Source organism: Streptomyces sp. Ag82_O1-12, from assembly GCF_900182715.1.
Taxonomy (GTDB): Bacteria; Actinomycetota; Actinomycetes; order Streptomycetales; family Streptomycetaceae; genus Streptomyces; species Streptomyces massasporeus.
On sequence record NZ_FXUW01000001.1, the window covers coordinates 2,520,806 to 2,535,361 of the forward strand.

The following is a 14,556-nucleotide window of genomic DNA, read 5'->3' on the forward strand; positions in this document are numbered from 1 at the left end:
CTCAACTCTCCTTCGCCTGACGTCGGTTCATCGCCCACGGCGTGTGACCGCCGCGGCCCGGAGCCTTGCGGCCCCCGTTCAGGGCGGTGCGCTCGCGGCCGCCGTCGTGCCGTCCGCCGGTGTGGCCGCCGCCGTCGTGGGGAGCCGGCTTCACCAGCTCCTCGAACAGGGCGCGGGCCGCCACAAAGGCCTCACGCATGTCTTCCGTGCCCTGGCCGCCGTCGCGGGCGTCCTCGGCGCGCAGATGCGCCGCGCGGTGCACGCGCCGGTAGCCGTCCACGTGGTGGGCGTGGTGCACGGACAGCGCGGCCAGCTGTTCCTCGTACTGCCCGCCGTCCGGGAAGCCCCGGACACCGGCGACCTCGGCGAGCAGCCGGTCCGCCTCGGCGACGGCCTCGCGGGGCGAGTCGACGAAGCGCTCCTGCGCGGCCGTCCAGCGCGCCTCGTACTGCTCGCGCTGCGCCGGCTCCAGCGACCGCTCGCGCAGATCGCCGTGGCGCTGCACGCGCTCGGTCAGCTCGCGCTCGGCCGCTTTGGTGTCACCGTCGTGCCGGGCTACGGCCCGGTCGTATTCGGGTCCGAAGCGCCGCTTCAGGCTCGGGCCGCGCCGAGGCCCGCGGGCGCGCAGGGTCATGACGGCCGCGATGATGACGACCGCCGCTATCACGATCAGAGCAATGATCAGGCCAGTGGACATGAATGCCTTCCGGGTTCTCGGCCCAACCGGCTCTCCTCGCGAGCCGGTTCGCCCGTCGGGTGTCCCCAAAGCCCGTCTCCAAACGGCTCCCGGGCGCAACCGGGGCGTGAATCGGTGGCCGGGACTATTCGCTTGCGTGTCCGGTGGGGTGCCTGAGGAGAATGCGGTCCATGACCTGGACCGTGACTCAGGAGCCGTACGACTCGCCCGTGGCCGCCGCGCTGTGGCGGGCGTACTACACCGAGGTCAGCGACCGCTGGTACCTGCTGCACGAGGGGCGCCGGACCGACCCGGCCGAGCTGGAGCGGGAGATCGCCGCCCAGCCGGGTGCCGACCTCGCACCGCCGCGTGGCCGGCTGCTGGTCGCCCGGTACGGCGGTGAGCCGGCCGGCACCGCCGGCGTACGGCTGCTGGACGCCACCACGGCCGAGCTCAAGCGGGTGTTCCTGCACGAGCCGATGCGCGGTCGGGGCGGTGCCCCGCTCCTGGTCCGGGCCGCCGAGGACGCCGCACGCGCGCTCGGCGCCACCCGGATGATCCTCGATACCCGGGGCGACCTCGTCGAGGCCCGCGGCCTCTACGCCCGCCTCGGTTACACGGAGACCGGACCCCACAACGACGACCGGTACGCGGAGCACTGGTTCAGCAAGGAGCTGGCCTGAACTCAGGCCCTCTCCCGCGCGGAGCGCACGCTGTACGGCCGCTCGCGCCGTGATCCGCACAGTTCGCCGGTCAGCTCCCGCACGAGCCGCTCCAGGTCGGTCGGCCGGTCCGGCCCCCACCAGTCGCCGAGCAGCTCGGCGAGGGACTCCTCACGGGCCGCGGCCAGCCGTCCGGCCACCTCGCGCCCCTCGTCGGTCAGGACCATGTCGACGCCCCGCCGCACGGCGAGGCGGCGCTCCTCGGCCTGCCGGGCGGCCTCCATGACCACGGTCAGCGGCACGGGCATCGTGTCGGCGAGCACGCCCGGCTCCACGGAGCCGTTGCGCCGCATCCGCAGCAGCAGCCAGCTCGTGGCCGGGAGCAGGTCGTAGCCCGCCCGGGTGGTGATCTTCCGGTAGATCTCGCGCCGCCCCGCGCGGGTGCCGAGCACCGACAGCGCCCGGCACACCTCGTCGTACGAGGTCCGCTCGACGGGGTTGCTGGCGAGGGTCTCGGAGACGTCGGGCACGGTGACCGAGCCGCGCAGCCGGTCCTCCTTCAGGAACCAGGCCAGGACGAAGCCGAGGAGCGCGACGGGGGCGGCGTACAGGAAGACGTCCGTGATGGAGACGGCGTAGGCGTGCAGGGCGGGCGGGCGCAGGCCGGACGGCAGGGCGGCGATGCCGCGCGGGTCGGCCTCCAGGGTGTCCACGGAGATGCCGGGCGGGAGCCGGACGCCCCGGAAGGCGTCCGTGAGCTGGTCGCCGAGCCGGCCCGCGAAGACCGTGCCGAAGACGGCGACGCCGAACGAGGCGCCGATGGAGCGGAAGAAGGTCGCGCCGGAGGTGGCCACGCCCAGGTCCTCGTAGGGGACGGCGTTCTGCACGATGAGCACCAGGACCTGCATCACCAGGCCGAGTCCGAGCCCGAAGACGAAGAAGAAGCCGCTCAGCTCGGCGGTGGAGCTGTGCTCGTCGAGCTGGTGGAGCAGGAGCAGCCCGAGCGTGGTGATGCCGGTGCCGGCGATCGGGAACACCTTCCAGCGGCCGGTGCGGCTGACGATCTGCCCGGAGGCCGTCGAGGCCAGCAGCAGGCCCAGCACCATCGGCAGCATGTGCACACCGGACATGGTCGGGCTGATGCCCTGCACGACCTGGAGGAAGGTCGGCAGATACGTCATGGCGCCGAACATGGCGAACCCGACGACGAAGCTGATCAGGGCGGCGAGCGTGAAGGTGCGTACGCCGAACAGCTTGAGCGGCAGGACGGGCTCGGCGGCCCGCCGCTCGACCGCCACGAAGGCGACGGCGAGGAGCACGCCCAGGACCGCGAGGCCGACGATCTGCCAGGACCCCCACGCCCAGGTCGTCCCGCCGAGCGAGGCGACCAGCACCAGGCAGGTGGCGACGGCGGCGATGAGGAACGTGCCGAGGTAGTCGATGACGTGCCGTTGCGCCGTGCGCGGGATGTGCAGGACGGCGGCGATCACGGCGAGCGCGACGACGCCGACGGGCAGGTTGACGTAGAACACCCAGCGCCAGCTCAGGTGCTGGGTGAACAGCCCGCCGAGCAGCGGCCCGAGCACGCTGGTGGCGCCGAACACGGCCCCGAACAGGCCCTGGTAGCGGCCGCGTTCACGAGGCGGCACCAGATCTCCGACGATCGCCATCGACAGCACGATCAATCCGCCGCCGCCGAGCCCCTGAAGGGCCCGGAAGGCGATCAGCTGAGCCATGTCCTGCGCGGCGCCGCACAGCGCGGACCCGATCAGGAAGATCACGATCGCCGTCTGGAACAGCCTCTTGCGCCCGTACTGGTCGCCGAGCTTGCCCCACAGGGGGGTGGCGGCGGTCGCGGCCAGCAGATAGGCGGTGACCACCCAGGACAGGTGGTCCAGGCCGCCGAGATCGCTGACGATCGTGGGCAGCGCGGTCGACACGATGGTCTGGTCGAGGGCGGCCAGCAGCATGCCGAGGAGCAGGGCGCCGATGGAGACCAGGACGTTCCCGGGCACCTGCTCCTGCGGGGCCGCGCCCGGGGGCGTCAGCGTGGTGGCGTTCACGTCCCCGGCCATACGACCTCCCGAGTCTCCTGTGACATTTTCCATCGTGACCGCTGTGACCGGTTATGGCCCGCCGGGCCCTTTTGGAAGCTGCGCTTCCGGGGGCTCCTCGACCGCACTGTGGAGAAGATCTGGATAATCTCTGGAGTTCGCGAGGGGAGGGAGGAACGCGTGGAACCGCCCAACGGCCACCCGTGCCCGGAGTGCGGCGCGCCCAGACAGCGGGACAACACCCCCGCCTGCGCCTGCACGCACCGCGCCGCCGAGGCCCTCCGCGACGCCCGCACGGCCGAGGCGGCGGCAGCGGAGGACTTCGACCCGCTGCGGATCCGCCCGTACGTGGAGATCGACGCCGGGGCCTCCGGCGGTCCGGGCAGGGATACGGCGCCCTCGGCCGACGCGGTCGAGCCCACCCCGCATGCCCCGGACGACGCCGCCCTACGACCCGGAACCGGCCCGGCGGAAGCACCACCCGGCCAGAACCCCGGCGCGAGGGCCGAGGACGCACAAGGCCGAGCCGCAGCGGACAACACCACCGCCCTTCCGCACGGGGCCGGACCCCGGCCGCCGGGAAACGGTTCCGCAGAGGCAACGCGGACCCAGCGCCCCGGGCAGACGGCCGAGGGCACACAGCGTCCAGCCGCAACGGCCAATGGCGCCACACCCGCGTACGAAGACGCTCCCCGGCCGCCGGGAAACGGTTCTGCGGAGGCACCCCGGCCCCAGGGCCACGGCTCCGGAGCCGATGGCAGACAGGGTCGGGCCGCGACGGACAGCAGCGGAACGCCGTCTCAGTCTCCGGCCGGAGCCACACCGGGCCCGGCCGCCGCGGCGGACCGTGCCGGCAGCCTCCCGCACGCCGAGACCCCCCGCCCCGCCCGTGCCGCCGGGCCACTCTCCCCCGCCGACGCCACCATGCCGCTGCGCCCCGTGGACCCGGACGCGACCGCCGTACTGCCGGCCGCAGTTCCCGTCACCGCGGCGCTTCCGACGCCCCTGGCTCCCGCCGCGACCGAGCCGAGCGTCACCGATCTGCGCATGTTCGACGGCACGGCGGGGGCGGATCGCGGCACGCCGGAAGGCGGCAGGCGTCGGCCGCGTCGGCGCAGCACCCTCCTGATCGCCGCCGCCGGGGCCTGCGCCGCCGTCGTCGTGGCGGCCGGGTACGCGAGCGGGCTGTTCTCCTACGAGAGTCCGTCCCGGGACACCGCCCTGCCGGACGACATCCGCGCGAGCGTCCCGGACGCCCCGTCGAGCAGCGCGGCGTCGACGCCCCCGCAGGGCAGCGCCTCGGCCGCTCCCCCGGCACCGGCCGCACCGTCGCCGTCCCGCAGCGGGAGCCCGTCCGTTTCGCCGTCGCCGTCCGCGCCGAGCGCCTCGGCGAGCCCGTCGCAGTCACCCTCACCGTCGGCTTCGCAGCCGTCCGGGTCGGCGACCGGCGCCGAGCAGGCGCCCCCGGACAACGGCCGCCAGAAGGCCGGCCCCACCGTCCTGCGCCTCGGCGACCGCGGCCCGGAGGTCACCGAACTCCAGCTCCGCCTGCGCCAGTTGTACCTCTACGACGACGACGCCGACGGCACCTTCGACGACCGCCTGGCGGAGGCGGTCCGCACCTACCAGTGGTCACGCGGCGTCCAGAGCGACGAACTCGGCGTCTACGACCGGGCGACCCGGGAGAAGCTGGAGTCGGAAACTCGCGAGCCCTGACCGGCCCGGGCGCCCTACCGTGACGGGGTGACCATTCAGGTGATCGTTCTCAACGGCGGTTCGAGCTCGGGCAAGTCCGGGATCGTCCGGTGTCTGCAACAGGTTCTGCCCGATCCGTGGCTGGCCTTCGGCGTCGACTCGTTCGTCGACGCGCTGCCCGCGAGGCTGCGGGACTCGGAGGGCGGGATCACGTTCACGGCGGACGGCGGCGTGAGCGTGGGCGCGGAGTTCCGGGCGCTGGACGCGGCCTGGACCGAGGGCATCGCCGCCATGGCCCGCGCGGGCGCCGGGATCATCGTCGACGATGTCTTCCTCGGCGGTCCGGCGTCCCGGCAGCGGTGGGAGAAGGCCCTGTCCGGCCTCGCCGTGCTGTGGGTGGGCGTCCGGTGCGACAGCGCGGTCGCCGCGGGGCGCGAGATCGCCCGGGGAGACCGTGTCGGAGGCATGGCGGCGTCACAGGCCCAGGTCGTGCACGCGGGCATGAGCTACGACGTGGAGGTGGACACGACCCACACCGAGTCCCTGGAGTGCGCGCACGTCATCGCCGCGCGAGTGACGCGCTCGCCCTCTTCCTCCGGGTGAGCCGGGCGGCCGTGGCTCACCCGATGTGCAGGCGGATCGTCCCGTCGCCCACGGCCTCCACCCGTACCCGCGTCAGGTCCTCCACCACCACGTCCGGCTCGTGGATCGCGGCCCGGGGCCCGATCCCGACGACCGTCATCCCGGCGGCGCGCCCCGCCGCTATCCCGGCTCCGGAGTCCTCGAACACCACGCAGTCCCCGGGGGCGATCCCCAGCTCCGCGGCGCCCTTCAGGAAGCCCTCCGGGTCGGGCTTGCTCGCCCCGACGGACTCCGCCGTCACCCGTACCTCGGGCAGGTCCAGACCGGCCGCCGCCATCCGCGCCGTCGAGAGCGGCACATCGGCGGAGGTCACGAGCGCGTGCGGCAGCCCCCGCAGCGAGGCCAGGAACTCCGGCGCCCCCGGGATCGCGACGACGCCCTCGGTGTCGGCCGTCTCCTCGGCGAGCATCCGGGCGTTGTCGGCGTAGTTCTGCTCCATCGGCCGCTCGGGCAGCAGCAGCGCCATGGAGGCGTAGCCCTGCCGGCCGTGGACGACCTTCATGACCTCGCCGCCGTCGAGCCCGTGGCGCTCGGCCCAGCGCCGCCAGACGCGTTCGACCGAGGCGTCGGAGTTGACGAGGGTGCCGTCCATGTCCAGCAGGAGGGCGCGGGCGGTGAGCACGGCGGTGGCCGTCATCGGCAGCTCCAAGGCTCGGGGCGCGTTCCAGCGCGGGAGGGGGCGGACCACAAATCGCGACCGGCACGCCCCGGGGAGACAAGGCGGCCCCGCCCGCCGGTCAGGGAAAACGGGCGGAGGCCACTTTGTTCCCCCACGGTACAAAACAAGGCCGCCTTCGCGCCAGGGGCCCCCTGTGACGTTCACCCACTGTTCAGCCCGCCCGGCTCAGCCGGTCACGGCCTCCCACAGGCTCCACAGCCCGAGCGCCAGCATGACCAGCGCCGCGATCTGGGTGATCAGCCGCAGCGGCACCTTCTTCATCAGCGCCTTGCCGCCGACGATGCCGAGCCCCGCCACGGCCCACAGTGCGAGCACCGCACCCAGGCCGACGGAGAGCGGGTCGTCGTACCGGGCGGCCAGGTTCGCGGTCATGATCTGGGTCAGATCACCGAACTCGGCGACCAGGATGAGCATGAATCCGGCACCCGAGACCTTCCAGAAGGACTGGTTCTCCGGCTTGCGGACCTCCTCCTCGTCCTCGCCCTTCCTCAGCAGCAGCACCGCGGCCCCGCCCAGGAAGAGCACGCCCGTGAGGGCCTGCACGATCTGCTGCGGCAACAGCGTCAGCACACTGCCCGCCGCGACGGCCAGCACGACGTGCAGCGCGAAGGCGGCGGCGACACCGGCGAAGACGTAGGAGGCGCGGTAGCGGGTGCCGAGGACGAGGCCGGCGAGGGCGGTCTTGTCCGGCAGTTCTGCGAGGAAGACGACGCCGAAGACGACGGCCGTCACGGTCAGGCTGATCAAGGGTTCCTCAATCGGTCGGGGCCGCCCCACCGAGAGTGCTGGACCTTCGCACACGACACCTCGGCACGGCAGCACATTCGGGACCCGCGCCGGGGGCACGGGCGTGCACTGCTTTGCCGAAGGTCTCGCTGGCGGGTCCTGGGAAAGGACCGCCTCCGGGCGCCGGCTCAGGCGGGCTGAGCAGTATGTCGACGGTCCGGCGAAGAGCTACTCCCCTTCTGCGCCGTCCATGGTACGGGACGCGCCCGAAGTGAAAAGTTCCGCCTCGAACCTTGTCATGTCATGACCGCGTCACTAACTTCTCACCGGGCGCACATCTGTGCGCAACACGGCACCGCGAGCATTCCCCTCGCTCGCAAGCCAACACCCCCCTCTCCCCAGGGAGTTCGCATGCCCAGGTTCTACGCGCGTCGACGGTTGAGCATGGCCGCGGCGGCCACCGCGCTCATATCCTCCGTGGCCCTCTTCAACGCCCCCACGGCCTCCGCCGCCCTCCCGACGCCGGTGAGCGCCGCCACCGCCCGCACCTACCTCGCCTCGCTCACCGTCGCGACCGAGGACCGCACCGGCTACGACCGCGACCTCTTCCCGCACTGGATCACCCAGTCCGGCGCCTGCAACACCCGCGAGGTCGTCCTCAAGCGCGACGGCTCGAACGTCCAGCAGGACTCCTCCTGCGCCGCCACCAGCGGCAGCTGGTACTCCGTCTACGACGGCGCGACCTGGACCGCCGCCTCCGACCTGGACATCGACCACCTGGTCCCGCTGGCCGAGGCCTGGGACTCCGGTGCCGACTCCTGGACGACGTCCCGCCGCCAGTCGTTCGCCAACGACCTCACCCGCCCGCAGCTCATCGCGGTCACCGACAACGTCAACCAGGCCAAGGGCGACCAGGACCCCGCCACCTGGATGCCCTCCCGGACGGCGTACCGCTGCACCTACGTCCGCGCCTGGGTGCAGGTGAAGTACTACTACGGCCTCTCGGTCGACTCGGCCGAGAAGTCGGCGCTGCAGAACTACCTCGCGAGCTGCTGACACGCTGAATTCATGTCGGGACCTCCCCGCTGACCTCCGTCGCTGCGTACCGTACGGGGCGACGGAGAGGGGAATGACATGAGCACACTGCGCCTCGGACCGCTGCTGAGGTACACCGACGGCTCGTCCGCGACCGTGTGGGTCGAGACGAGCCGTCCGTGCACCGCCGAGGTGCGCTGCGCCGACGGCGCCGGCGGCACGGCCCGCAGCTTCCAGATCGCGGGTCACCACTACGCGCTGGTCCCGGTGACGGGCCTGACGGCCGGCACGACCACGACGTACGAGGTGCTCCTCGACGGCACCCAGGTGTGGCCGCTGCCCGGCTCCCCCTTCCCGCCCTCGGCGATCCACGCCCCGGGCCCGGACGGCGATTTCGACGTCGCCTTCGGCTCCTGCCGCTGGGCCTCTCCGCCGGCGGGCGGGGACGACCCCGTCGGCCCGGACGCCCTGGACGCCCTCGCCACCCGCCTCGCGGCCGACCCCGAGGGCGAGCGGCCGCACGTGCTGCTGCTGCTCGGCGACCAGGTGTACGCCGACGAGACCTCCGACTCCACCCAGCGCTGGCTGGCGGGCCGCCGCGACATCAAGGAGGGGCCGGGCACCGGGGTCGCGGACTACGAGGAGTACACCCACCTCTACTACGAGTCCTGGCTCGACCCGCGCATCCGCTGGCTGCTGTCCACCGTGCCCAGTTTCATGATCTTCGACGATCACGACGTCATCGACGACTGGAACACCTCCGCCGCCTGGCTCACCGACATGCGCTCCACCGACTGGTGGCAGGAGCGGCTGCTGAGCGGCCTGATGTCGTACTGGGTCCACCAGCACCTGGGCAACCTGTCCCTGGAGGAGCTGGCGGCCGACCCGGTGTACGAGGCGGTCCGCGAGACCCCCGACGGCACCGACGCACTGCGCGCCTTCGTCGCCCGGGCCGACGCCGACGCGGCCACGGCCCGCTGGAGCTACCGGCGGGACTTCGGGCGCGTACGCCTGGTGATGGTGGACAGCCGGGCCGCCCGGGTGCTGGCCGAGGACAAGCGCGCGATGCTCGACCCGGGTGAGGAAGCCTGGCTGCGCGAGCAGGTGCTGGGCACACCCGGGGCCTACGACCACCTCCTGATCGGCACCTCGCTGCCCTGGCTGCTGCCGCACCTGGTGCACGACGCCGAGCACTGGAACACGGCACTGTGCGGCGGCGAACGGGGCGCGCGCTGGGCACGGTTCGGGGAGAAGGTGCGGCGCGCCGCCGACCTGGAGCACTGGTCGGCGTTCCCCGAGTCCTTCGCGGGGCTGGCGGAGCTGATCGCCGAGGCGGGCTCGGGGCGTAACGCGCCGGCGACGGTGTGCGTGCTGTCCGGGGACGTGCACCACGCCTATATCGCCGAGCCCTCCTGGCCCGGCCGGAGCCCGGACGCCCGGGTGCTGCAACTGGTCTGCTCACCCGTCCACAACTCGGTGCCGCTGTCGATGCGGCTGGCCTTCCGTATCGGCTGGAGCGCGATGGCACGGGGCATCGGCCGCGGCCTGGCCCGGCACGGCCGTCTGCCGCAGACCCCGGTCGGCTGGCGCAAGACGGGCGGCCCCTGGTTCGGCAACCAGCTGATGACCCTGACTCTGCGCGGCCGTTCGGCCCGGCTGCGACTGGAGCACGCCAAGACCCGCGAGGGGGCGGGCCCCCGCCTGACGACACTGCTGGACTCCGAACTCACCCCCTGAACCCCCTGACCCCCTCGTCCCCTGGCCCCCCGTTCCGCCCGTTTGTCGCGCTGTGACCGGTGGTGCCCCGTAAGGCCGGTGAGGCATCCCACGGCGACCGTCAGGCCTTCCCGGGGGAGGGCCGGCGGTCCGTGTGAGAACCCTCATAGGCAGCCCGCCTGCCGGAGCCCGACCTTCGGCACACCGCCGACGACCTCCCGGCGGTGTGCCGCGGTGCGGGCAGCGCCGCCCGTACGTCGTGGACGGTTATGAGACAGGGGGTGGACGCGTCACAGCGCGCCCCTGTCGGCTGATGGTTCGTCAAGAAGTTGCACACACAAGGCGGTTCGCGTTCGGCGTGCCGACAGAAGGCGTGCACTGGGCGACCGCCGCGGGAGCCCGCCCAGGGGTGGATTCGGTCATTCTTTCGGACGTGGACGCGGTGGCGAGAGCCGCTCCACGTGCGGCTGGGCCCGAGATCGAGCCCCAACGGGAGCTAAAGCAGTGGCCAAATGTTGAACTTGCAAGCATCAATTAGGCGCACCTAACGTGGGCTACTCCGCGGTATCCGTCCCCGACCGGCCTCCCCAGGGCCGGCCAACCGAAGGAGTGACCCCCCACATGACCGCTCGCCTCAACGGCGCCCAGCCGTACGCGCTCGGCCTGTTCCGGATCGTCGTCGGCCTGCTGTTCGCCTGCCACGGCGCCGTCGCACTCTTCGGCGTTCTCGGCGGCGCGGACGGCAAGGGCGGCACCGCCGCGACCGGCGCCTGGCCGAACTGGTACGCGGCCGTCATCGAGCTCGTCGGCGGCATCCTGGTGCTGCTGGGCCTCGGCACCCGCATCGCGGCGTTCATATCCTCCGGGGCGATGGCGTACGCGTACTTCAAGGTCCACCAGCCCCAGGGCCTGTGGCCGATCGAGAACAGCGGCGAGGGCGCGGCGATGTTCTGCTGGGCCATGTTCCTGCTGATCTTCACGGGCTCCGGCGCGTTCGGCCTGGACCGGCTGCTGTCCAAGCGCACCTCGATCCAGGGGCAGCGCTCCGCGGATCAGACCCCGGTGGCCGCCTGAACCGCCCGCCCCGTCGGACACACAGCGGCGCCTGCCCCTCGGGGGAGGCGCCGCTGCGTCTGTACCGGACCGCGATCAGCGTGTCGGCGGAGAAAACCGCGCATATGCTGACACAGCCGGACGAGGCGCGCCGAGGTGAACAGTCCACACCGAACGTATGAGCCCCCCGTGAACCGCCCCTCACACCCAGGCGTACGCTCTATGGCTGTCATGGCCACCCCTGCCGCTCCCCCGCGCCACCGCGGCACGGCGGTCCGGCCCACGGGGGAGTCACGGGGAGTTGCGGTGCTGGAGCAAGTGGGGCTGCCGATCGGCAGCCCATGGATATACGCGGTGGTGGCCTTGTCCGTGCTGCTCGACGTGTTCCTGCCGGTGCTGCCCAGCGGCGTCCTGGTGATCACGGCGGCCACGGCGGCGGCAGCGGGCACGGCGACCGACGTGCCCGACATCCTCGCCCTGACGCTCTGCGCGGCCACCGCCTCCGTCCTGGGCGACCTGGTCGCCTACCGCCTCGCCTGGCGCGGCGGCGCCCGCCTGGACCGGGCGATCTCCCGCTCCCGACGGCTGACCACCGCCCAGCAACGACTCGGCGCGGCCCTCGCCCGGGGCGGCGGAGCCCTCGTCGTCCTCGCCCGTTTCGCTCCCGCCGGCCGCTCCGTGGTCTCCCTCGGCGCGGGCGCCGCCCACCGCCGCGCCCGTGACTTCCTGCCCTGGTCGGCCCTGGCCGGCTTCACCTGGGCCGTGTACAGCGTCGCCCTCGGCTGGTTCGGCGCCCACTGGCTGGGCGCGACCTGGCTGGCGACGGCGGTGTCGGTGGGGGCGCTGTTCGCCGCCGGGGCGGGAGCGGCGTTCCTGATGCGGCGCGAGCCGCGGACGTCGTAGACCGGGCTCCGGCTCACCACCACGACCATCCAGACCTGGAAGCGGCTGAGACATTGACCATCACGGAGTCGCGGAAAACCTCCCGGACGAGACGGATCGCCCTCGCCGCGAGGCGGCACCCACGGGCGCTGCTGTGGGTCGCGGCAGGCGTGGCCACGCTCGGGTTCCTCGTCGCGCTCCAGATCGCCGCGCACCACTTCGGCACCGAGGGGCCGATCACCGCGCAGGCACGCGAGGTGATCTACGCCCCCAAGTCCGGGTTCCTGCTGTACGCGAGCCTGGCGCTGACGATGGTGGTGCTCACCTGGCGGCAACGGCTCATCGCCCTCGGCGCCGCGCTGGGCATCGACCTCGTCTTCCTGCTGGTGCGGTGGCTGGCCGGCGCCTATCCCGACGAGGGCCACCCGTTCGGCAACGGCGCGCTGTGGGTGATCCTGGGCATCGCGGTCATCGCCCTCACCCGGCGCACCGGCCCGGAACGCGTCCTGATGCTGAAGGGCGTAGGACTGGGCCTGCTGCTGGTGGCCGGCCGCAAGACCGGTGACACCTGGCTGCTGATCACGTCGAAGACCCGCCCGCTCATCCTCGACCCGTACGTCGCCATGGCCGACCACGCGCTGGGCAACCCGTCGTGGCTGGCGGGCCGGCTCCTGCGGGCGAGCGGCCCGGTCGGCGAGCACGCCCTCGACTACGTCTACGCCCAGCTCGCCGTGGCCGCGGTCTGTGTGGCGCTGTACCAGCTGCGCGACGTGGCGGCCGAGCGGCGCTTCCCGCGCCACCACCTGGTCCGCACGTTCCTGCTGATCGGCCTGCTCGGACCGGCCTTCTACATGATCTATCCCGTGGTCGGGCCGATGTTCGCCTACGGCCCCGAGGGCGGGCACTGGGCGGCGGCCGACCTGTGGCCGGACACCCTGCCGCCGGTGATCACCCCGTACGCGATGCCGTTCGACGAGATCACCCCGCGCAACTGCATGCCCAGCCTGCACACGGCCTGGGCGACCACGATCTTCATCCACTCCCGCAAGGGGCCGCGCGCCCTGCGGTACGCCGGCACGTTCTGGCTGGTCGCCACGCTCGCCGCGACGCTGGGATTCGGCTGGCACTACGGGGTGGACCTCATCGCCGGCGTGGTGTTCGCGTACACGGTCGAGGCAGGACTGCGCACATACGACCGCGGCTGGGACCGGGCTGGACTCCGGCTGATCGGCTACGGGACGGTCGTCTTCGCCGTGCTGCTGGCGTCCTACCGCTTCGTGCCGATGGAGATGGCCGCGTACCCGTGGATATCCGGCCCGCTCCTCCTGCTGGCGATGGCCTCGGTGGTCTACGGCTACCGGCGGACCACCAGGCTGTGGGAAGCGGAGCCGGCGCCCGCCGCGCGCCCCGAACCGCAGCCCGAACTGGCGGTCTGAGACCGGCTCGGGGCCGACCGGATCTAAGCTCCTGGGGTGTCCTAGCTCGCCTTCCGCGCCCCGGCCCCGCGCACCTCCAGACCGTCCAGCAAGTCGGCCGTGGCCTGCGCGACGGCCTCCACGGCGCGGTCGAACACCTCCTGGTTGTGAGCGGCGGGGGCGCGGAATCCCGACACCTTCCGCACGTACTGCAGGGCGGCAGCGCGCACGTCCGCCTCGGTGGCCTCTTCGGGCATCGCGGGCGGACGCAGCGTCTTGATACTCCGGCACATGCCCCCAGTCTCACCCGCCCGGCCCTCGTACGACAGAGATGCCTGCCATGATCGCTCCGAGGCGGCCACCATTCCGGGGCCGACCGACGAGAGGAACTCCTCGTGGCGAACGAACTCAGCGTGGCCGTCCTGGGCCCCGGCGGCGTGGGCGGCCTGCTCGCCGCCCTGCTCTCCCGCGCCGGCCACCGCGTGATCTGCCTGTCCGGCGAGAAGACCGCCGAGGCCCTGCGCACCGACGGCATCCGGGTCCGCAGCGCCCGCTTCGGCGACTTCACGGCCCGGATCGAGGCCGACACCGAGCTGCGGGAGCCGGTCGACGCGTGCCTGGTCACCGTGAAGCACACCGCCCTCGACACCGCCCTGGCGCGGGTTCCCGCCCCGGTGCTGTCCGACGGGCTCGTGGTGCCGTTCCTGAACGGCGTCGAGCATCCGGCGGCCCTGCGCGCCCGCTACCGGCCGGACCGGGTGGCCCCCGCCGTGATCCGCGTCGAGTCCACCCGAGTCGCGCCGGGCGTCGTCGAACACGGCAGCCCCTTCGCGGAGATCGACCTGACCGGCACGGACGTGCCCCGGCCCCGTCTCGACGCCCTCGCCGACGCCTTCGCCGCGGCCGGTCCGGCCGCCCGCGTCCTGGAGGACGAGACGGCCACCCTGTGGGCGAAGATGTCGTTCCTGGCGCCCTTCGCCCTGCTGACCACCCGCTACGGACTCCCCCTCGGCGACGTCCGCACCCACCACCGCGACGAGCTGACCGCCCTGGTGGAGGAGACGGCCGCGATCAGCCGCGCGTGCGGCGGCCCGGCGGACCCGGCCCAGGCCCTCGCACGCTACGACGCCTTCCCGCCGTCGACGAAGTCCTCGATGCAGCGCGACGCCGAGGCCGGGCGGCCCCTCGAACTGGACGCCATCGGCGGCGCGTTGCTCCGCGCGGCCGAGCGGCACGGGATCCCGGCGCCGGTGGCGGCCCGGGTGGTGGCGGAGGTGCACCCGTTCGCCTGAACCACAGGAAGGAACTCGCCTACCAAATT

General features: G+C 72.9%; 14 protein-coding genes and 1 pseudogene. 10 read left to right on the forward strand and 5 right to left on the reverse strand.

Going from position 1 to position 14,556, the window contains the following annotated elements; all coding sequences use genetic code 11:
* Position 1: 1 nt before the first annotated feature.
* Positions 2–697 (reverse strand): hypothetical protein, encoded by a 696-nt coding sequence (locus QOL88_RS11600; protein WP_097216365.1) that lies wholly within the window; start codon positions 695–697, stop codon positions 2–4.
* 170 nt (positions 698–867) lie between these two features.
* Here QOL88_RS11600 and QOL88_RS11605 point away from each other — a divergent pair, with 170 nt between their 5' ends.
* Positions 868–1,359, forward strand: coding sequence for a GNAT family N-acetyltransferase (locus QOL88_RS11605; RefSeq protein WP_097216366.1), 492 nt, complete (start codon positions 868–870; stop codon positions 1,357–1,359).
* A gap of 2 nt (positions 1,360–1,361) precedes the next feature.
* Here QOL88_RS11605 and QOL88_RS11610 read toward each other — a convergent pair whose 3' ends face one another.
* Complete coding sequence (locus QOL88_RS11610) at positions 1,362–3,413, reverse strand: MDR family MFS transporter (protein ID WP_097216367.1); 2,052 nt, start codon at positions 3,411–3,413, stop codon at positions 1,362–1,364.
* A 159-nt stretch (positions 3,414–3,572) separates the two neighbouring features.
* Between QOL88_RS11610 and QOL88_RS11615 the strand changes: the two genes are divergently transcribed.
* Together QOL88_RS11615 and cpt are read left to right on the forward strand one after the other, a co-directional pair.
* Complete coding sequence (locus QOL88_RS11615) at positions 3,573–5,108, forward strand: peptidoglycan-binding protein (RefSeq protein ID WP_143668850.1); 1,536 nt, start codon at positions 3,573–3,575, stop codon at positions 5,106–5,108.
* Between the two features lie 27 nt (positions 5,109–5,135).
* Positions 5,136–5,690: a chloramphenicol phosphotransferase CPT gene (gene cpt, locus QOL88_RS11620; protein ID WP_097216369.1), complete on the forward strand. Its 555-nt coding sequence runs from the start codon at positions 5,136–5,138 to the stop codon at positions 5,688–5,690.
* Between the two features lie 16 nt (positions 5,691–5,706).
* On the opposite strand, the gene QOL88_RS11625 is transcribed toward cpt, so the two are convergent.
* Positions 5,707–6,366, reverse strand: coding sequence for an HAD-IA family hydrolase (locus QOL88_RS11625; protein ID WP_097222944.1), 660 nt, complete (start codon positions 6,364–6,366; stop codon positions 5,707–5,709).
* Between the two features lie 207 nt (positions 6,367–6,573).
* Positions 6,574–7,155 (reverse strand): TMEM165/GDT1 family protein, encoded by a 582-nt coding sequence (locus QOL88_RS11630; protein WP_031109598.1) that lies wholly within the window; start codon positions 7,153–7,155, stop codon positions 6,574–6,576.
* 390 nt (positions 7,156–7,545) lie between these two features.
* On the opposite strand from QOL88_RS11630, the gene QOL88_RS11635 reads away from it, so the two are divergent.
* From QOL88_RS11635 to QOL88_RS11660, 6 genes and pseudogenes are all read left to right on the forward strand, one after another.
* Positions 7,546–8,190 (forward strand): HNH endonuclease family protein, encoded by a 645-nt coding sequence (locus tag QOL88_RS11635; RefSeq protein ID WP_097216370.1) that lies wholly within the window; start codon positions 7,546–7,548, stop codon positions 8,188–8,190.
* A 78-nt stretch (positions 8,191–8,268) separates the two neighbouring features.
* Positions 8,269–9,906: an alkaline phosphatase D family protein gene (locus QOL88_RS11640; RefSeq protein WP_097216371.1), complete on the forward strand. Its 1,638-nt coding sequence runs from the start codon at positions 8,269–8,271 to the stop codon at positions 9,904–9,906.
* A 118-nt stretch (positions 9,907–10,024) separates the two neighbouring features.
* Positions 10,025–10,423, forward strand: a pseudogene (locus tag QOL88_RS11645) (FAD/NAD(P)-binding protein); the annotation flags it as partial.
* 83 nt (positions 10,424–10,506) lie between these two features.
* Positions 10,507–10,959 (forward strand): DoxX family protein, encoded by a 453-nt coding sequence (locus QOL88_RS11650; protein ID WP_097216372.1) that lies wholly within the window; start codon positions 10,507–10,509, stop codon positions 10,957–10,959.
* A 285-nt stretch (positions 10,960–11,244) separates the two neighbouring features.
* Complete coding sequence (locus QOL88_RS11655; RefSeq protein WP_097216373.1) at positions 11,245–11,841, forward strand: DedA family protein; 597 nt, start codon at positions 11,245–11,247, stop codon at positions 11,839–11,841.
* Positions 11,842–11,969: 128 nt separating this feature from the next.
* Entirely contained in the window at positions 11,970–13,256 is a 1,287-nt protein-coding gene (locus tag QOL88_RS11660) for a phosphatase PAP2 family protein (protein WP_283445924.1), read from the forward strand.
* A gap of 41 nt (positions 13,257–13,297) precedes the next feature.
* Here QOL88_RS11660 and QOL88_RS11665 read toward each other — a convergent pair whose 3' ends face one another.
* The gene (locus tag QOL88_RS11665; RefSeq protein ID WP_097216374.1) at positions 13,298–13,528 is read right to left on the reverse strand and encodes a DUF2277 domain-containing protein; all 231 of its coding nucleotides are present in this window, start codon (positions 13,526–13,528) and stop codon (positions 13,298–13,300) included.
* A gap of 102 nt (positions 13,529–13,630) precedes the next feature.
* Here QOL88_RS11665 and QOL88_RS11670 point away from each other — a divergent pair, with 102 nt between their 5' ends.
* Positions 13,631–14,527, forward strand: a complete 897-nt coding sequence (locus tag QOL88_RS11670) for a ketopantoate reductase family protein (RefSeq protein WP_097216375.1) — start codon at positions 13,631–13,633, stop codon at positions 14,525–14,527.
* Positions 14,528–14,556 lie beyond the last annotated feature (29 nt).